The 18854-nt window shown below is 47.2% G+C and carries 20 protein-coding genes; all 20 read right to left on the bottom strand.

Going from position 1 to position 18854, the window contains the following annotated elements; translation table 11 throughout:
- Nucleotides 1-93: 93 nt before the first annotated feature.
- Nucleotides 94-309 carry a YlzJ-like family protein gene (locus tag M1E03_RS12380; RefSeq protein WP_003181904.1) on the bottom strand — a complete coding sequence of 72 codons (216 nt, stop codon included), beginning with the start codon at nucleotides 307-309 and terminating at the stop codon, nucleotides 94-96.
- A complete protein-coding gene (locus M1E03_RS12385; protein WP_020451445.1) occupies nucleotides 306-1052 on the bottom strand; it encodes a ClpP family protease in 747 nt (248 codons plus the stop codon). The genes M1E03_RS12380 and M1E03_RS12385 overlap by 4 nt, the downstream gene beginning before the upstream one ends.
- Before the next feature lie 102 nt (nucleotides 1053-1154).
- Entirely contained in the window at nucleotides 1155-2819 is a 1665-nt protein-coding gene (rnjB, locus tag M1E03_RS12390; protein ID WP_020451444.1) for a ribonuclease J2, read from the bottom strand.
- Between the two features lie 147 nt (nucleotides 2820-2966).
- The gene (gene dapA / locus M1E03_RS12395; RefSeq protein ID WP_020451443.1) at nucleotides 2967-3836 is read right to left on the bottom strand and encodes a 4-hydroxy-tetrahydrodipicolinate synthase; all 870 of its coding nucleotides are present in this window, start codon (nucleotides 3834-3836) and stop codon (nucleotides 2967-2969) included.
- Nucleotides 3837-3866: 30 nt separating this feature from the next.
- The gene (dapG, locus tag M1E03_RS12400) at nucleotides 3867-5081 is read right to left on the bottom strand and encodes an aspartate kinase (protein WP_096748098.1); all 1215 of its coding nucleotides are present in this window, start codon (nucleotides 5079-5081) and stop codon (nucleotides 3867-3869) included.
- A 90-nt stretch (nucleotides 5082-5171) separates the two neighbouring features.
- Nucleotides 5172-6212: an aspartate-semialdehyde dehydrogenase gene (gene asd / locus M1E03_RS12405; protein ID WP_025811420.1), complete on the bottom strand. Its 1041-nt coding sequence runs from the start codon at nucleotides 6210-6212 to the stop codon at nucleotides 5172-5174.
- A 126-nt stretch (nucleotides 6213-6338) separates the two neighbouring features.
- A complete protein-coding gene (gene dpaB / locus M1E03_RS12410; protein ID WP_025811418.1) occupies nucleotides 6339-6932 on the bottom strand; it encodes a dipicolinate synthase subunit B in 594 nt (197 codons plus the stop codon).
- Nucleotides 6929-7828, bottom strand: coding sequence for a dipicolinic acid synthetase subunit A (gene dpaA, locus M1E03_RS12415; RefSeq protein ID WP_328037563.1), 900 nt, complete (start codon nucleotides 7826-7828; stop codon nucleotides 6929-6931). The genes dpaB and dpaA overlap by 4 nt, the downstream gene beginning before the upstream one ends.
- 143 nt (nucleotides 7829-7971) lie before the next feature.
- Nucleotides 7972-8232: a YlmC/YmxH family sporulation protein gene (locus M1E03_RS12420; RefSeq protein WP_003181887.1), complete on the bottom strand. Its 261-nt coding sequence runs from the start codon at nucleotides 8230-8232 to the stop codon at nucleotides 7972-7974.
- Between the two features lie 84 nt (nucleotides 8233-8316).
- Entirely contained in the window at nucleotides 8317-9546 is a 1230-nt protein-coding gene (locus M1E03_RS12425) for a M16 family metallopeptidase (protein ID WP_025811414.1), read from the bottom strand.
- A 36-nt stretch (nucleotides 9547-9582) separates the two neighbouring features.
- On the bottom strand, nucleotides 9583-10545 hold the full coding sequence (locus M1E03_RS12430; protein WP_149169454.1) for a polysaccharide deacetylase family protein: 963 nt from the start codon (nucleotides 10543-10545) through the stop codon (nucleotides 9583-9585).
- 147 nt (nucleotides 10546-10692) lie between these two features.
- Nucleotides 10693-12810 (bottom strand): polyribonucleotide nucleotidyltransferase, encoded by a 2118-nt coding sequence (pnp, locus tag M1E03_RS12435; protein WP_020451436.1) that lies wholly within the window; start codon nucleotides 12808-12810, stop codon nucleotides 10693-10695.
- A 200-nt stretch (nucleotides 12811-13010) separates the two neighbouring features.
- The gene (rpsO, locus tag M1E03_RS12440) at nucleotides 13011-13280 is read right to left on the bottom strand and encodes a 30S ribosomal protein S15 (protein ID WP_003181879.1); all 270 of its coding nucleotides are present in this window, start codon (nucleotides 13278-13280) and stop codon (nucleotides 13011-13013) included.
- Between the two features lie 184 nt (nucleotides 13281-13464).
- Complete coding sequence (gene ribF / locus M1E03_RS12445) at nucleotides 13465-14424, bottom strand: bifunctional riboflavin kinase/FAD synthetase (protein WP_035338752.1); 960 nt, start codon at nucleotides 14422-14424, stop codon at nucleotides 13465-13467.
- Between the two features lie 15 nt (nucleotides 14425-14439).
- Nucleotides 14440-15369, bottom strand: coding sequence for a tRNA pseudouridine(55) synthase TruB (gene truB, locus M1E03_RS12450; protein ID WP_035338753.1), 930 nt, complete (start codon nucleotides 15367-15369; stop codon nucleotides 14440-14442).
- Nucleotides 15370-15440: 71 nt separating this feature from the next.
- A complete protein-coding gene (gene rbfA, locus M1E03_RS12455) occupies nucleotides 15441-15794 on the bottom strand; it encodes a 30S ribosome-binding factor RbfA (RefSeq protein WP_003181873.1) in 354 nt (117 codons plus the stop codon).
- 18 nt (nucleotides 15795-15812) lie between these two features.
- Nucleotides 15813-16091, bottom strand: coding sequence for a DUF503 domain-containing protein (locus M1E03_RS12460; protein ID WP_020451433.1), 279 nt, complete (start codon nucleotides 16089-16091; stop codon nucleotides 15813-15815).
- Entirely contained in the window at nucleotides 16088-18244 is a 2157-nt protein-coding gene (infB, locus tag M1E03_RS12465) for a translation initiation factor IF-2 (protein WP_020451432.1), read from the bottom strand. Before infB ends, M1E03_RS12460 begins: the two co-directional genes overlap by 4 nt.
- A gap of 19 nt (nucleotides 18245-18263) precedes the next feature.
- Nucleotides 18264-18566: a YlxQ family RNA-binding protein gene (locus tag M1E03_RS12470; RefSeq protein WP_020451431.1), complete on the bottom strand. Its 303-nt coding sequence runs from the start codon at nucleotides 18564-18566 to the stop codon at nucleotides 18264-18266.
- 4 nt (nucleotides 18567-18570) lie between these two features.
- Nucleotides 18571-18843: an RNase P modulator RnpM gene (gene rnpM / locus M1E03_RS12475; protein WP_020451430.1), complete on the bottom strand. Its 273-nt coding sequence runs from the start codon at nucleotides 18841-18843 to the stop codon at nucleotides 18571-18573.
- Between the last annotated feature and the right edge of the window lie 11 nt (nucleotides 18844-18854).

Raw genomic sequence — 18854 nt, forward strand, 5'->3', positions numbered from 1 at the left:
AAATGTAAAAACAAAGAGAAAGCAGCCTTTTTTCGGCTGCGATTTTCCTCTGGATTCCCCTATTATAACATATTTATCCTTGCGACACTTCAGCTATTTATAAAATGTCAGTTTAAGCGTCTGCCCAGGTGCTGTTTCTTGTTTTAAAAAATCCATCGGGTTCGTGCTGAGAACTTGGACGACTCTTGCTTCCTCTCCGTTCATTTCGACTAAAAGGGGCACGCCGTTGACATCGATCTGTTTTAAGTTCGAGTTTTCCGCCTGCCCTGCGAACACGATTTCCTGCGGCATTGTCGTATACAGAATCATTGGATCATCCCTTCCTGGGCGCCTTTGTTTTGTTCGATTAATTCATTCAGCTTTTGAATCGCCTGTCCGACTCCGCCGGTTTCATCGATTAATCCGTATTTCACGGCATCGTTTCCTACGACATTCGTCCCGATATCGCGGGTCAAATTGCCTTTTGAAAACATCAGTTCTTTAAATTTGTCTTCCGATATGTTCGAATGACTTGTCACGAAATTGATGACCCTTTCCTGCATTTTATCGAGATACTCAAATGTCTGCGGCACACCGATGACAAGCCCTGTCAGTCTGACCGGATGGATCGTCATCGTCGCTGTTTCAGCGATATAGCTGTGGTCGCAGGACACCGCAATTGGAACTCCGATTGAATGTCCGCCGCCCAGCACGATAGAGACCGTCGGCTTTGACAGAGACGCCAGCATTTCCGCAATCGCAAGACCCGCTTCAACGTCTCCTCCGACCGTGTTTAAGATGATGAGCAGCCCTTCGATTTTAGGATTCTGCTCTACTGCAACGATCTGGGGAATCACGTGTTCATATTTTGTTGTTTTATTTTGGGGAGGAAGCTGTACGTGACCTTCAATTTGCCCGATAATGGTCAGACAGTGAATGTTGGTATCCTGACCCATTTGCGGGAGTGTCGTTTCGCCGAGCTGCTGGATTTTGTTGACGAGACTGTCTTTTGCGTCCGGCTTAGCCGGCTGCTCCCCCTGGCTGTCCCCGTTTTGTATCCGGTTTGAGTCCATCTGGCTCACCTCTTTCTCGAGTTTCTTTTGTATTATGGACAATGGCGTTTTTTTCATTCAACGCAAAAGGCATGAAAAAAAACCAAGAGAAATCTCTTGGTTTTATACTTCCATGATGATTGGAATGATCATTGGTTTTCGTTTCGTTTTTTCGTATAGGAACTGGTTTAGTGCGTCACGCATCGCCTGTTTTAAGGCGGACCATTCGACGACGGCGTTTTCTGTGCTTTCGTTGACGAGTTCCCTGACAAGTTCCGTCGCTTCAACGATCAGCTGTTCAGATTCTCTGACATAGACAAAACCTCTCGTGATAATTTCGGGTCCTGATACAAGATGTTTTTTCTTTTTATCAAGGGTAATCACAACGATTAAGATTCCGTCCTGGGACAGAAGACGGCGGTCTCTGAGCACGATATTGCCGATGTCGCCGACACCGAGTCCATCGATCAAAATATTGCCTGAATGCACTTTATCGCCGATTTTCACGTTTTGTCCGCGGAATTCCACGACGTCTCCTTTTTCAATCAGGAAAATGTCGCTCCGTTTCATACCGATTTCTTCGGCAAGCTTGGAATGCGCTTTTTGCATTCTGTATTCACCGTTTACGGGGATTAAATACTTCGGCTTCAGCAGGTTGAGCATCAGCTTCAGTTCTTCCTGACAGCCATGGCCTGATACATGGACGCGTTTTTGGGCGAAAACGACCTGCGCGCCCGCTCTTGTTAAGAGGTCGACCGCTTTGGAGTAGACAAGCTCCTGACCCGGAATAGGGGAGGATGCGATCAGGACGGTATCCCCTTTCTCAATGTCGAGCTGCTTATGCCCTTGTTTTGCGATCCTGGTCAATGCGGCGAGCGGCTCTCCATGGTTGTCCCCTGTCAAAATCGCGACTTCTCTTTTCGGATACTTTTTAACTTCCTGGACAGGGATGAACAGATCTTCATCTGCCGTGACATACCCGAGCTTCATCGCCAGCTGGAGTATCGTCGAAATATTTTTTCCTGAAACCGCAAGCTTCCTGCCGTTTTGGAGCGCAGCATCAATGACCTGCTGAATCCGGTTAAAGTTAGACGCGAACACGGCAATAATGACGCGGTTTTCGGCATTGTACATTACATCGGATATCTCTCCGCCGACGACTGCTTCTGAAGGCGTATAGCCCGGTTTCTCAGCATTGGCACTGTCGGAAAGCAGGCACAGCACACCGCTGTTGCCGATTTTGGCAATTTCGCCGATGTCGCTTGTCTGGTTTAAAACAGGTGTCTGGTCAAATTTAAAATCGCCAGTGCACACGATGGACCCGAGGGATGTTTTAAAGCTGACACCGACGGAATCCGGAATGCTGTGATTTGTTTTAAAGAATGACACCTTTGTCGATTCAAATGTAATAACAGATTTTGAATGAATTTCTCTTAAATCGGGCTTTTTGTTTACACCGTACTGCTTCAGCGTTTCCTTTAAAAGGGCGAGCGTCAGCTTCGTTCCGTAAACAGGCACAGAAAGTTTGTTCAGGCAGTAAAATACGCCGCCGATGTTTTCCTCATGCCCGTGTGTGAGAAAAATCGCCTTTACGCGGTCAGATCGTTCAATTAAATATGAAATGTCAGGAATGACCACATCGATACCCAGCATTTCATTTTCTGGATGCATGAGACCGGCGTCAACCACGAATATGTCAGAATCGATTTCAATGACATAAAGGTTTTTTCCGATCTCTCCGACGCCTCCTAAGGCGATAATTCTAATATTTTCTGTATTTTTTTTCAAATTGTAATCCTCCTAATCTAAGTACCCGTCCACCATCACTTGTCCCTATTATACCTGAATCTAAATTTAGAAAACAAGAACCATTATGTATATGACAAACGGTCATCCCCTCCAAAAGAGAATGACCGTTTTCGTCCGTATTGTTTTTTACAGGCCGTTCATCAGGCTGCTTAAACGGAGTCGTTCATCTTCATTTAGCGGAATCAAAGGGAGCCGGACGGACCCGACATCAAGACCCTTCAGCTGAAGAGCCGTCTTTAATGGAGACGGATTCGGTGCGGCAAAAAGCCCTTTCATCAGCGGAAGCAGCTTTTGGTGGATCAAAGCAGCCTGAGCCGTGTTCCCCTCTGTATAATGTTTGATCATTTCCTGCATTTCCGGTCCGATGATATGTGATGCAACGGAAACGATTCCTCTCGCTCCTACGGACAAGGCCGGCAGTGTCAGGCTGTCATCTCCTGAATAAACGGCAAAGTCCTCAGGGGTTTCAGCTACGATTTTTGTAATCGCATCTAAGTCGCCGCTCGCTTCTTTAATCGCAATGATATTCGGGATCTCCGCAAGGCGGATCGTCGTTTCCGGTGCGAGCGAAGCAGCCGTTCTTCCCGGTACATTATAAAGCATGACAGGCAGTGACGTTTCCTCCGCAATCGCTCTGAAATGGCGGTACATGCCTTCCTGAGAAGGCTTGTTGTAGTACGGAGTGACGAGCATGACGGCGTCAGCGCCGGCTTCTTCAGCTTTTTTCGTCAGCTTGATCGACGCTTTCGTGTTGTTGCTTCCCGTGCCGGCGATGATCGGGACGCGGCCTGCCGCTTCCTTTACGGAATATTGAATGAGCGCTACCTTTTCTTCTTCGGAAAGCGTCGGCGATTCTCCGGTTGTTCCGGCAACCACCAGGGAATCCGTCCCATTGTTTATTAAATAATCGATCAGCTTTGACAGTTTTTGAAAATCGATATTTTCATTTTTGTCAAAGGGCGTAACCATTGCGGTTGCGATATTTCCGAAATTCATTTTTTTCACCTCATCATGATTCAATCATATTTATTTTGACAGTTCAAACACTTCATGCAACGCATTCACGGCCGTCGCCATATTTTTCTCGTGCACGAGCACCCATATCGTTGTATGGCTGTCAGCAGACTGCAAGATCGGAATGCCTTTTTCTGATAAAGCGGTAACGATTTTTGAGGTAACGCCCGGAACGCCCATAATTCCCGCGCCAACTGCTGACACTTTCGCGCAATTTCTTGTCACGGCCGGTTCATAGCCCAATTCCTTCAGGATGCCAGAGGCGCGGTCGGTCATGTTTCCAGCCACCGTGTAGACAATTTCACTTGGTGTAATATTGAAGAAATCGACGCTGATGCCGGCATTCGCCATCGCTTTAAACACTTCAGTCTGTACGTTATATTGTCCTTCTTTTGCCGGGACTTTAAACTGTGTCACGTCTTTCACATGGGCGATGCCAGTGATAAGCCGCTCAAAAACGTCGCTTCCGGCTTTTGAGTTGTGATGGCTTGTGACGAGCGTGCCCGTCTCGTTTGAATAGGTTGAACGCACGCGGATCGGCACTTTCGCCTGCATTGCGATTTCAACGGCTCTCGGGTGGATCACCTTGGCCCCCTGATAGGCTAAATTACAGATTTCCGTATAGGTAATCACAGGCAGCGGCTTCGCTTTTTCAACGATGCGTGGATCAGCGGTCATGACGCCTTCGACATCTGTATAAATATCGATAAATTCCGCGTCCAGCGCCGCGCCGAGCGCAGCGGCCGATGTATCGCTTCCGCCGCGGCCGATCGTTGTAATGTCCCCTTTTGCAGTCGCGCCTTGGAAGCCTGCGACGACAACCGCATCATGGCCGGCCAGCATGCTGACAAGCCGCTCCGGCTTCATTTCGAGAATCTTTGCATTCGTATGGTTGTTGTCCGTTAAAAAGCCCGCTTGCGCACCGGTTAAAGCAGCTGCTTTAATCCCGTTTTCCAAAAGCATGCTGGCGAACACAACAGAGGAAATCGTTTCTCCGCATGATAAAAGCATATCCTGCTCGCGCTCGGTAATCGTATCCTGTCCGCCGTAAAGCAGATCAAGCAATGAATCAGTCGCATACGGATCGCCTTTCCGGCCCATGGCCGATACGACGACAACCGCTTTGTATCCTTCATTGACCGCTTCCTGAATATGGCTTAAGGCAAGCTTTCTGCCGCGGTCATCTTTTACAGACGTTCCGCCGAATTTTTGAACGATGATTTTCACTTTATTTCACTCCAAGTTGATTTCGGACGTAACAGAAGAGAGCAGGCTTTCATTTTTGCCTCACTCTCTTCTCACATCCCGTTAGAAATCTTAAACTAAATTTAAAGCTTTTAGGCTTTCTGCGATTTGTACGGAATTCCATGCTGCGCCTTTCAGCAGGTTGTCGGAAACGATCCACAGATGGAAACCGTTCGGGCGGTCAAGGTCTTTTCTCACCCGGCCGACAAACACGTCTCTTTTCCCTACTGCATCTGCAGGCATCGGATAGACCTGTTCAGCCGGATCATCCTGCAGAACGACGCCCGGAGCTTCTTTTAACAGATTTTTAATATCTTCTGCTGTCACATCATCACGGTCTGTTTCGATGTAGACGGATTCTGAATGCCCTGTTGCAACCGGCAGTCTGACACATGTGGCTGAAACTTGAAGCTCAGGCATGTGCATGATTTTTTTCGTTTCATTTATCATTTTCATTTCCTCAAACGTAAAGCCGTTTTCCTGGAATTTATCGATTTGAGGAATAGCGTTAAATGCGATTTGGTAGTGTTTTTCATCACTCTTCACCGGCATGATCTCAGGCTCGAACGGTTTGTCGTTCAAAATGGCTTCGGTTTGCCCGTAGAGCTCTTTTACCGCTTCGTTTCCGGCTCCCGACACCGCCTGATAAGTTGACACGATGATTTTGTTTAAACCGAAAGCCTTGCGGATCGGTTCGAGCGCAACAACCATCTGGATTGTTGAACAGTTCGGATTTGCAATAATGCCGTTGTGCTTGTGCAAATCTGCCTCATTGACCTCAGGTACGACGAGCGGAGTGTTTTGGTCCATTCGGAACGCGCTCGTATTATCAATAACGATCGCCCCGCGTTTGACAGCCTCGTGAGCAAGCGCCTGCGAAACGCTTCCCCCAGCGCTGAAAAGCGCGATGTTGACGCCTTCAAAGCTCTCTGGACGAGCTTCTTCTACAGTGTACTCTTCGCCTTTGAAAGTCTGCTTCGTACCTGCTGAACGTTTTGAGGATAATAAAGTCAGTTTATCCAGTTCAAAATTCCTGTCTTCTAGTGTTTTTAACATTTGCTGTCCTACAGCGCCTGTCGCACCAACTACTGCTACATGTAATCCTCTGCCCAATTGTAAAACTCCTTCCACCTTAATCGTCGTAAACGATTGGTTGACTATGCATTTTACATTTTATTTTAACATAGATGTGTGCCGTGGTGATTGATATTTTTTGTTACAACTTTATTTTCAAAAGATTTATTGATCACTGTGGACCAGGATAGGCTGCATTTGTTTATGGGAGAGCGCTTCTTCGACCGCCGGCACTAAAAGATCCATTTTGGCGACGAGCGAATTCGGCTTTTTATAAGGATCATCCTGGCCAAACGGAATAAAGTAAACGTTTTTTGCCGCCATCAGCCTCATCAAGTTGACGCCGTTCAAGCCGAGCGCATCATTCGTTGAAATACCGAGGACAACGGGACGGGAGTTTCTCATCGTCGCCTTGGCCGCCATGAGAACCGGACTGTCCGTCTGGGCGTTTGCGAGCTTGCTCATCGAATTTCCCGTCAGTGGCGCAACAACCATGCAGTCCAGCGGAGTTTTCGGTCCGAGAGGCTCCGCTTTCGGAATGGAATCAATGACTTTAAATCCAGTCAGTTCCTCTATTCTCCTGACCCATTCTTCTCCTTCTCCAAAGCGTGTGTCCGTCGACTTGACAGTATGTGTGACGACCGGTCTCACTTCAGCTCCATTGTTGATCAGCGCTTCGATTTGCGGAAATACAGCATCATACGTGCAATGTGAACCCGTCAGACCAAATCCGATTCTTTTTCCTTTGATCGACATTATGACAGCCCCTTTCGGTCGGTTGTTAATTCAGACAAAAGGTTGCACAAAACATTGGCAATAATCTGTCCCGCCGTTTTAGGCGCGACGATCCCGGGGAGTCCCGGAGCAAGCAGCGCTTTAATGCCTTGCTTTTCAGCAAAATCAAAATCGGTGCCTCCGGGACGGGTTGCTAAATCGAGAATTAATGTTCTGGGTGTCATTCGTGAGAGGACGTGTTTATCGAGAATCAGGCTTGGAATGGTATTGATGCAAATGTCGATATTTTCAACATGCTCTGCAAGTTCGTTTGTGTGGAAAGGAGTGAGGCCCATCTCCAAGATTCTGGCGAGGTGGGCGGAGTCGCGCGCTCCGACTTTTACGCGTGCTCCGAGCGCCGAGAACGTCCGGCTGATGCTCATTCCCGTCCGCCCGAGCCCGAGAACCATCACATTCGAGCCGTGAATCGTAAAGTCTGTATGCTGTATGGCCATCATAATGGCACCTTCGACTGTAGGTATCGAGTTGTATATCGCAATATCGTCTCTTTCAAAGAGCTTGACAAGACGGCGGTTTGCCCCTTTGGCCATGCCGTCTAAATACTGGTTTGAAATCCCTGAATAAATCGCACAGTGAGGCGGAGTTTTTTCTAAATGTTCCTGTTTTAACACCACTTTTTCATTGGAAAAAACAGTCGCAACCGTTCCTTCCATCGATGTGCCTGATACAGGCAGAATAATGCTGTCTATTGTGCCAAAGTCGAGTTCGTTCAGCTTTAGTTTTGTAGCTCCGGTAAACCCGTGATCAAGCTGGTCAAAACCGATTAAAAAGACCTTTGCATTCTGTTCCGTCAGCTTGCGGATGATCTCGAGCTGCCTTGCATCGCCGCCGATGATTGCAATCGTTAATCCGGTTAACATGGCTCTAACATTCACCTTCTTTTTTGACAAGGATCTAATTCATAAGCTAATTTCATCATATGACAAAAAGGAAATAGCGGTGAATTGAAATCCAGAAAAACAAAAAGCCCGCCCCAGGGGACGGGCGGGTGTTCTAGGCTTGCTTATTCTTCTTTTGTCACGCTGCTTTCCGGCACATCCAAAATGATCATATCCGATCCGATTTTTTGAATTTGCGACCAGGGCACCTTGATGTCATTCCCCTGTTTTCTGCCAAGTCCGAACCATTTTACAGAAGGGATAATAAGAGCGGTAATCTGTCCGTCCTGCTCATTGATCTCAAGATCCGTCTGCCCCAGTACGCCAAGCCGTTCAGCCCGCTTAACATCGACGATTTCTTTTCCCGAAAGCTCACTCAGCCTCATGAAAAAACCCCCTTTTGTTATGATGTATGAACCGATAACAAAAAACATGCCTGCCTAAAAAGACAAGCATGTTTTAACGAGGTATTATTTCGGCAGCTCACCCGACGGGCTGATCAATGCAGACGAGTAATCATCGGTGAAAATCCGGTTGGCAAGATTGTTCACACGCTCAAGGCTGACGGCATTCAACTTTTCGATGATTTCATCAAGCGTCCGGTGTTTGCCGAGCAAAAGCTCATTTTTGCCGTTGCGGCTCATTTTGCTGTTTGTGCTTTCGAGACTGAGCATCAGGCTGCCTTTCATTTGCTCTTTGCTGTTTTCAAGCTCTTTCGGTGTAATTCCGTCGCTTTTCAGCACACGCAGTGTTTCATGAATCGTTTCTGACAGAAGCTGAAGCTGATTTGCGCCGGTTCCGGCGTAGATCGTCATCATGCCGCTGTCTTCATAGGAAGTGTGGTAGCTGAACACGGAATATGCAAGACCTTTATCTTCCCGGACATCCTGAAAGAGGCGGCTGCTCATGCTCCCTCCCAAAATATTATTGAGAACGATCAAATCGTAGATTTCCGGGTGACCTGCTTCCAGCCCGTTAAAGCCGAGACAGAGGTGAGCCTGTTCGGTTTCTTTTTTGCGCGTCATTTTCTCATGATGAAAATCCGGTTTTGTCATGCCGGTTCTTTTGCCTTTGGCTTCATATGAGCCGAAATGCTTTTCAGCTTCTTTTATAAAAGCTTCCGGCACATTTCCGGCTATCGAAATGACGACGCGGTCAGGCGTGTAATATTCGTCCATATATTTTCTGAGCGAATCTCCGTCAAATTCAGCAAGCGTCTCCTCTGTGCCGAGGATCGGATAACCGAGGGAATGGCTGCCGAATGACGCTTTGCTCAGAAGATCGTGGACGATGTCGTCAGGCGTGTCCTCATACATTTTAATCTCTTCATAGACGACGTTTTTTTCTTTTTTCAATTCTTCCTCGTCAAATGATGAATGAAAGAACATGTCAGAAAGCACTTCCAGAGCATAGCTTGCATGCTCATCGAGAACTTTGGCGTAATAGCACGTATATTCCTTTGAGGTAAACGCGTTGACCTGTCCGCCGATTCTGTCGAAAGACTCTGCGATGTCCCTTGCAGTGCGCGTTTTAGTCCCTTTGAAAAACATGTGCTCAAGAAAGTGCGAAATACCGTTAATTTCAGGTGTTTCATGTCTTGATCCGGTTCCAATCCAAACTCCGATGGCCACAGACCGGACAGTGGGATTGTTTTCGAATACGATTCTTACCCCATTTTGACAAGTATACCGTTTAATCAAATTTGTTCCTCCTATTCAAAGAACGGGCCGCACATCCTATTCTTCAACAAGCCTTTTTTCATTCATCAGCTGTGAAACAGTTCCGATTTGATAGCCTTTTTCATGAAGGTTCTGTATCAAAACGGCAAGACTTTTTGCAGTTGGATCTGTCGGATGCATTAATATCATGGCGCCGTTATGTACTTTGCTTAATACCCGTTGCTGTAAGACGGCCGGCTGCGGTTTCTGCCAATCGATCGTATCAACTGTCCACATGATCGTTCCCATCCCCATCTTGTGAGCCTGATCCACAACCTCTTTGCGGAAGCTGCCGCTCGGCGGGGCGAACCATTTCGGTTTGACGCCGAGCGTTTCCTTTATTTGTTCATTTGTTATCCGCAGCTGTTCTGAAATACGTTCTCTCGTCAGTTTGCTCATATCCGGATGATTATATGAATGGTTTCCGATTTCATGTCCGCCGTTTTGGATCGCTTTTGCGAGCTCGGGGTGATGTTTCACCCATCTGCCCTCCAAAAAAAAGGTGGCTTTGACACGATGCTTTTCTAAAACGGGAAGCATCTCCTGCAAATATTCATTACCCCAAGCGACATTGATAATAAACGATACCATCGGTTTATCCGGGTGTCCGCGGTAGATCGGCTCAGGCTTTAAGGATTCTAAATGAACATCAGGTTTCACTTGATCATAAACGAGCAGCTTCTCATCAAATGCTCCGGCCCGTTTCATTTTTGTGTACGATTTTTCGATGTTTACTTTTAAGCCGTTGTAGCCGGGCATCGCTTTCCATATTTGATCAATTTTTGCATTCTGGGCCTTTACTTCATATTCAGGCGCTTTTTGCAAAAGCTCCTGGTACAATTCGTCTTTCTGAGCGGCAACCGTGACCGCATCTTTTTTCATCGCATCTATGTAATGTTGTGAATACGGACGGTTCATCATCTGATAGGACATCAGCAAAAGAAAGAAAAAAACGGAAACACGAACAATCGTTCTTTTCAATTGTATTCCTCCCTTCCCCACAAAATATGTGAGAAAAGGACAAGATAGAACCGGACCGTTTTCACGGCTTAAAACAAAGAAGCCGGGTTACCCAGGCTTCCTTTTGCTTTGAAGACGAAGACAGAAGCAAGATAAAACACCGTTTTTTTACGATTTTTGTTCTTCTTTTTCCTTCTGTTCACGCAGTACAGCTTTTCTTGATAAGTTGACGCGTCCTTGTTTATCGATTTCGGTAACCTTAACAAGGAGCTCGTCGCCGATTTTGACGACATCTTCGACTTTTCCTACCCGTTCGAGCGCAAGCTCTGAAATATGGACCAAACCGTCTTTTCCGCTGAACAGTTCAACGAAAGCTCCGAATTTTTCAATCCGCTTTACTTTACCTAAGTAAAGCTGTCCGACCTCAACTTCTCTGACAAGGTCTTCGATGATTTTCTTCGCTTTTTGGTTCATGCTTTCATCGGTGGAAGAGATGAAGATTGTGCCGTCTTGTTCAATATCGATTTTAACACCTGTATCTTCAATGATCTTATTGATTTGTTTTCCGCTTGGTCCGATGACGTCGCGGATTTTATCCGGATTGATCGACATCGTCAAGATTTTCGGCGCATAAGGAGAAAGCTCTTTTCTTGATTCAGCCAATGTGCTCAGCATGCTTTCAAGAATTTCCATTCTGCCTTTTTTCGCCTGCTGAAGAGCCTCTTCCAAAATCTCTCTTGATAGGCCTTCAATTTTAATATCCATTTGCAGAGCTGTGACGCCTTTGGACGTTCCCGCTACTTTAAAGTCCATATCTCCGAGATGGTCTTCCATACCTTGAATATCGGTTAGGACCGTGTAGTTGTCACCTGATTTGACAAGACCCATTGCGATTCCGGCCACCGGAGCTTTAATCGGCACCCCTGCATCCATCATTGCAAGCGTGCTTGCACAAATGCTCGCCTGGGAAGTTGAACCGTTTGATTCAAGCACTTCAGAGACGAGGCGGATGGTGTACGGGAAGTCTTTTTCAGACGGAACAATCGGCTCAAGCGCACGTTCCCCGAGGGCTCCGTGCCCGATTTCGCGGCGTCCCGGTCCGCGCATCGGCCCTGTTTCCCCGACGCTGAACTGCGGGAAGTTGTAATGGTGCATAAAGCGTTTTGATTCCTCGACACCGAGACCGTCCAAAATTTGCACATCGCCAAGCGCACCGAGCGTACAAATGCTGAGCGCCTGCGTCTGCCCCCGTGTGAAAAGGCCTGAACCGTGTGTTCTCGGAAGGAGTCCGACTTCTGAAGAAAGCGGGCGAATCTCATCGACAGCCCGGCCGTCAGGACGAACTTTTTCCTCCGTGATCAGACGGCGCACTTCATTTTTAACAAGCTGCGACAAAATGTCTTTCACTTGTTTCAGCGTGTCTTCATCGTGTTCCTCTTCTTCAAACTTGGCCAATACCTCGTTTTTCACTTCGCTGATCGCGTCCTCGCGCGCGTGCTTTTCATGAACCTGGATCGCTTTTAAGAGGTTTGATTCGGCCATTCCCCGCACTTTTTCTTTCAGATCGGAATCGATCTCATACAGGGTGATTTCTGATTTTTCTTTCCCGACAGCGGCGACGATTTCCTCCTGGAACGCAATAAGCCGCTTGATCTCCTCGTGACCGAACATGATCGCTTCAAGCATGATCTCTTCCGGAACTTCGTCTGCTCCTGCTTCAACCATGTTGATCGCATCTTTCGTTCCCGCTACGACGAGGTGAATGTCGCTTTTTTCAAGCTGTTCAAGTGTCGGATTAATAATGAATTCGTTGTCAACCCGGCCTACCGTCACTCCGGCAATCGGCCCTTCAAACGGGATGTCCGATACGGACAGCGCAAGAGACGATCCGAACATTGCCGCCATTTCCGACGAACAATCCTGGTCAACACTCATGACGATACTGACGACTTGAACTTCATTCCGGAAGCCGTCTGCGAACAGCGGACGAATCGGCCGATCGATTAACCGGCTGGCGAGAATCGCTTTTTCGCTCGGTCTGCCCTCTCTTTTAATAAACCCACCCGGAATCTTTCCGACGGCGTAAAGTCTTTCTTCATAATTCACGGTTAACGGGAAGAAATCTACGGTTTTAGGTTCTTTTGAAGCCGTTGCGGTGCTGAGCACAGCAGTGTCTCCATAACGCACCATGACAGCTCCGTTTGCTTGTTTTGCAAGCTGGCCGGTTTCTACCGTTAGCTTGCGGCCGGCCCAATCTATGGAAAAGACATGTTTCTCTTGTCCCATTCTTATATGAACTCCTCTCTTCGGATAGTTTTTACGTTACTCCTATTATGAACGAAATGAATTGAACATATCAATGGCAAAGTGCTATGTAAAGAATGAATCGTGTCATTTAAAATCATTTATATGAACAACGCGTTTTAGAGTTGCCGGATATTCGTTCTTATACGATAAAAAAGCGGGAATCCTCCCGCTTTTTACGATTATCGACGTAATCCTAGTTTGTTGATCAACTCACGGTAACGAGTTACGTCTTTGTTACGAAGATACGTAAGAAGATTACGACGTTTACCTACCATTTTAAGAAGACCGCGACGTGAGTGATGGTCTTTCTTGTGAGTGCGTAAATGCTCGTTCAAGTTGTTGATTTGATCTGTTAGGATAGCGATCTGAACTTCCGGTGATCCCGTGTCAGATTCGTGGGTTTTGAACTCATTGATGAGTTGTGTTTTACGCTCTTGAGTAATTGCCATCCTGTTTCACCTCCATATAATATTAGCCCCGATTACCTAGCAAACGCCGGTGATTCGATTTGCCAAGTGAACGGTTTTAAAGCTACAGACAATATGATACTAGAAATGCGGGCCTAATGCAACCATTTATGATGAAGTTTAGCTATTATCACCATTGTTGACGCGTATTGCCGTTTCCATACATCTAGATTTCGGCCGGCTTCCGCTCTCTGAAGAAGCGGATCGCTTCTTCTTTGTCTCTAGAAATCTGTTCGACAAGCTCGTCAACGCTGCCGAATTTTTTTTCGCTCCTCAGCCGCTTATACCATTCAACCTTAATTTCGGACCCGTATATGTCACGGTCAAAATCGAATAAGTTGACTTCGATTGAAGGCTGCCCCGGCCGTTTTTCGTAAAACGTCGGCTTGTATCCGACATTGCAGACGCCGTTGTAGACAGCGCCGCCGATTTCGGCTTTAACGGCATACACACCTGTCGGCGGGACGATGTATGTGTCTTTAAGGCCGATATTGGCGGTCGGAAATCCGATCGTTCGGCCCCTTTTATCGCCGTGGATCACAAAGCCTTTCACATGGTACGGCCTGCCGAGCAGTTCAGCGGCGTACTCGACGTCTCCGGCTGCCAGGACAGTGCGGATTCTCGTGGAGCTCACCTTTTGGTCCTGATTGGAGTATTTTGCGACAGACGTGCTTTTGACACGGCCTTTCGCATACTCCTGGAAATTTTCCATTGTGCCTTTGCCGAATTTCCCGAAGGTAAAGTCAAACCCGGCTACAACATGAGTAACGTGAAAGCCGAGTATATATTGATCGATAAATTCTTCAGGCGATAGAGAAGCGAATTCAGGGGTAAATGTGACAACGTATAAAAAATCGACCCCTAAATCTTCAATGATGCTGATTTTGTCCTGCAAAGGCGTGATTAAATCTTTTGGCTCCCGGCCTTTTTTGAGCACGGCAGAAGGGTGGGGATGAAAGGTCATCACGGCCGTTTTGACCCCTTCTCTTGCCGCGGTGTTTTTTGCTGTAAGAATCACTTGCTGATGTCCCAGGTGAACACCGTCAAAATAGCCTAATGCCATAACTGATGTCGGAAAATCCTCACGCTTCAAGTCGTGTGGGTGGGAAATATGTATCGTCTTCAAGAACGGTCACCTTTTCTATTGTTCGCTTTTTTGCACGAGTACTTTTGCCGGCTTCAACAGGCCGGTTTTGGTCGGATGCGGATAATAGACGGCTGTGCACCGGCCTGCTTCCGTAAAGACCGCAATGCGGTCTTCGCTCGTCAAATGAGAAAAGCTGCCGGGCGTTTCAAGCACCGCTCCATTTTCCACTTTCTTAGCTAATGTATCACTAATTATCCATTTCGGCAAATGATCAAGCGCACGTTCGATGGGGACGAGCTTTTCGGACAATGTTCCGCCAGCAATCAAGCCTTCGACGTCTTCAAAGGTCAAGCATTCATCAAGGGTAAAAGGGCCTGATGCGGTCCTGACCAGGTTGGACATATGCGCGGGATATCCGAGCTTCTCCCCGATTGTTACCACCAAGGTCCTGACATATGTGCCTTTTGAACATGTCACAACAAACCGAAAGCGGGCTTTATCCTGCTCATGGCGAATCTCGGATGTCAGTTCGATATGATGGATGGTGATGGCCCGCTTCGGCCGTTCAACCTCGATACCGGCCCGCGCGTATTCATACAGCTTTTTGCCGCCTACCTTGACAGCGGAATACATCGGCGGGACTTGCTCAATCGTTCCTTCAAGAGATCTCAGGACGCTCTGCACGGCCTGTTCATCAGGCGGCGCTAAAACGGGTTTCTTTTCCGTGACTTGCCCCGTCTGGTCTTCTGTCTCCGTGGAACAGCCAAGCGTGACCTCTGCATCATATGTTTTGGACTTTTCCGTCAAATACTCGACGACTTTGGTTGCTCTCCCGACGCAGATCGGGAGAACGCCCGAAACCTCGGGATCCAATGTGCCGGTATGGCCGACCTTTTTTGTTTTCAACAGTTTGCGGATCTTCATGACGCAGTCGTGCGAAGTCATGCCGACCGGTTTATGCAACAGAAGGACTCCGTTATACATTCGTGTTTCTTCGCCCCTTTCTCATTTGGAGCTAAAAAGGACAGGCAGTCGCCCGCCTATCCTTTTTCAGCTTATGATTCTTCTTTGTTTGCGTTCAGCTCGTGAATCAATGTTTCGATACGGTTTCCGTAATCGATCGATTCATCGAACTCAAAATGGATTTCAGGTGTTTTACGGAGCCTGATTCGGTTTCCAAGTTCGGAACGAATAAAGCCCTTTGCTTTTGCCAAGCCTTTGAGCGTTTCTTCCCGTTTCTTTTCATCGCCTAAAACGGAAATATACACTTTGGCAATTTGCAAATCACCTGAGACCCTGACATCAGTGACTGTTAAAAATCCGATCCGCGGATCTTTCAGCTTTCTGCCGATAATGTCACCAAGTTCTTTTTTCATCTGCTCACCCACACGGGTAGCTCTCATCGTCATGACCATACCACCTCTACGTTAAAACCACTCTGTTCTCGTGATCGTCCGTTCAATTTCCGGAAAAGAGTCGATAAAGCTTAGAACCCGTTGCAACTCTTTTTCCGTTTGCACGCGAGAGGAAGAAACGGCGGCGATACCAAAGCTTGTGCGCTGCCAAGTGTCCTGGTAGTCAATTTCTGAAACAGAAACGTTGAACTTTGCGCGGATTCTTGTGATCACCCGCTTCAGCACCGCCCGTTTTTCCTTGAGTGATGATGCATCGTAAATGATGCATTCGCATTCAACGAAACCGATCACTTTCTTTCAATTTCTTGCATGACATACGCTTCGATCATATCGCCTTCGCGAATGTCGTTGTATTTCTTAATGGTGATACCACATTCATATCCTTGTGAAACTTCTTTCACATCATCTTTAAAGCGTTTCAGCACATCGACTTCCCCTTCATAGATGACGACGCCGTCGCGGATTAAGCGGATTCCGCTGTCACGTGTGATCGTACCTTCCGTTACATAGCCTCCGGCAATCGTTCCGATTTTAGAGACTTTGAATGTTTGACGGACTTCAACCATGCCGATCACTTTTTCTTCATACTCAGGATCAAGCATGCCTTTCATGGCTGCTTCGATCTCATCGATGACTTTATAAATGATGCGGTGAAGGCGGATATCCACATTTTCGGCTTCGGCGGTACTCTTAGCATTTCCGTCAGGTCTGACATTAAACCCGATCACGATTGCATTTGAAGCAGAAGCTAAAATAATGTCTGATTCGGTAATCGCACCTACGCCTGTGTGGATGATTTTGACTCTGACGCCTTCGACTTCTATTTTTTGCAGTGCTGCAACGAGAGCTTCAGCAGAGCCTTGAACATCAGCTTTGACCACGAGATTAATGTCTTTGACATCGCCTTGTTTAATCTGTTCAAACAAGTCATCAAGGCTGAGCTTCGCTTTATCGCTGCGCTGTTCTTCAAGCTGCTTGGTAGCGCGGGCTTCGCCGACTGAACGGGCTGTTTTTTCGTCTTTGAACACAAGGAACTGATCCCCTGCGTTCGGAACTTCGTTCAATCCGGTGATTTCAACAGGTGTTGACGGTCCCGCCGATTTAACGCGTCTGCCGACATCATTGACCATCGCGCGAACGCGTCCAAATGTGTTCCCGACGACAATCGGATCTCCGACGTGAAGCGTTCCGTTTTGAACGAGCAGTGTTGCGACAGAACCTTTTCCTTTATCAAGCTCGGCTTCGATGACCGTTCCTTTTGCTCTGCGGTTCGGATTCGCTTTGAGCTCCTCGACCTCGCTGACGAGCAGGATCATTTCGATCAGCTCATCGATTCCCTCTCCTGACAGTGCTGAAAGAGGAACGAAAATCGTCTCGCCTCCCCATGCTTCAGGAACAAGACCGTGCTCTGTCAGCTCCTGCATCACCCGGTCAGGGTTTGCCGTCGGTTTGTCGATTTTGTTGACAGCGACGATGATCGGCACTTCAGCCGCTTTCGCATGGTTGATCGCTTCGACCGTCTGCGGCATGACCCCGTCATCTGCAGCTACGACGAGAATCGTAATATCCGTAACTTCCGCACCGCGTGCGCGCATCGTTGTGAATGCGGCGTGGCCCGGAGTGTCAAGGAAGGTGATTTTTTTGCCGTTTTCCTCGATCTGATAAGCGCCAATATGCTGTGTGATGCCTCCGGCTTCGCCTTCGACGACCTTCGTTTTTCTGATGCTGTCAAGAAGCGTTGTTTTTCCGTGGTCGACGTGGCCCATGATTGTTACGACAGGAGGACGGATTTCAAGGTCTTCTTCTTGATCCGGCTCTTCGTATTTTTCGAGCTCGGTTTCTTCAAGGACGATCACTTCTTCGACGTCGACGCCGTATTCTGAAGCGATCAGCTCAACGGTATCTTTGTCAAGATCTTGGTTGATCGTTGCCATAGTGCCGAGAAGCATTAATTTTTTAATGATTTCTGACGGTTCTTTTCCGAGCTCTTCGGCAAGCTGCCCGACCGACATTGAGTTGGTAAATTCGATTTTTTCAGGCAGTTCTTTTTTCGGCTTGAACTGCTTCTCCTGCGGAGATTGATGATTTTTACCGCGCTTGTTCTTTTTGTTATTGTTGTTGTTGTTTTTCTTCTTGTTTTTATTGTTAAATTGAGTATTCTGCACGTTATTCTTCTTTCCGTCTCGATTTTTGTTTGGCTTACTTCCGGCATTCTGTTTTGCGGCTTCTTGCTGCGGCTTTTGTCCGCCTGTACCGGCATCCTTTTTATTTCCCGCAGGTTTAGCGCTCTTCTTGAATTTTTGATCGAGCTGTTTGATCGCATTTTCTTCGATCATCGCCATATGGTTATTGACTTCGATATTCATATCTTTCAATGCCGCGATAATATCCTTACTTGAAACATTTATGGCTTTTGCATATTCATAAACTCTCATTTTAGCCATTCGTTCACCCCCAAAAAAATTAATCGAGCTTTCGGAGCAACGTATTCGCAAAACCTTGATCAGTGACAGCAACAACCACACGGGATTCTTTGCCGATTGAACGGCCCAAAAGCATACGATCTCCGACTTTTTTCACCGGTACATCGTAGTGCCTGCATTTGTCGGTTACTTTTTTCTCCGTGTTAGCCGATGCGTCGTCTGCAAGCAAAACAAGCTTTGCGCGCGAATGCCTGATTTCTTTCACAACCAGGTCTTCTCCGGACACGACCTTTCGAGCTCGATTCGCCAGACCCAGCAAGGAAAACCATTCTGATTCCGACATTTATCTAATTCTCCTTTTCCGCCAGTTCCAGCAGTTCATCAAAAATCTGATCATCAATCTGTGCTTGAAGCTGATTTGCTAAGCTGTTTTTCTTTTTTGCAGTTAAAATGACGTCTTTATCAAGAGTAAGGTAGGCTCCCCGGCCGTTTTTCTTGCCGGTCGGGTCTACGGAAACTTCCCCTTCTTTCGAACGGACGACGCGGATGAGCTCCTTTTTAGGCTTCATTTCCCCTGTTACGACGCATTTTCTAAGCGGGATCTTCTTTCGGCTTTTCACCAAAGGTCACC

This window comes from Bacillus sp. PK6-013 (genome assembly GCF_054161445.1).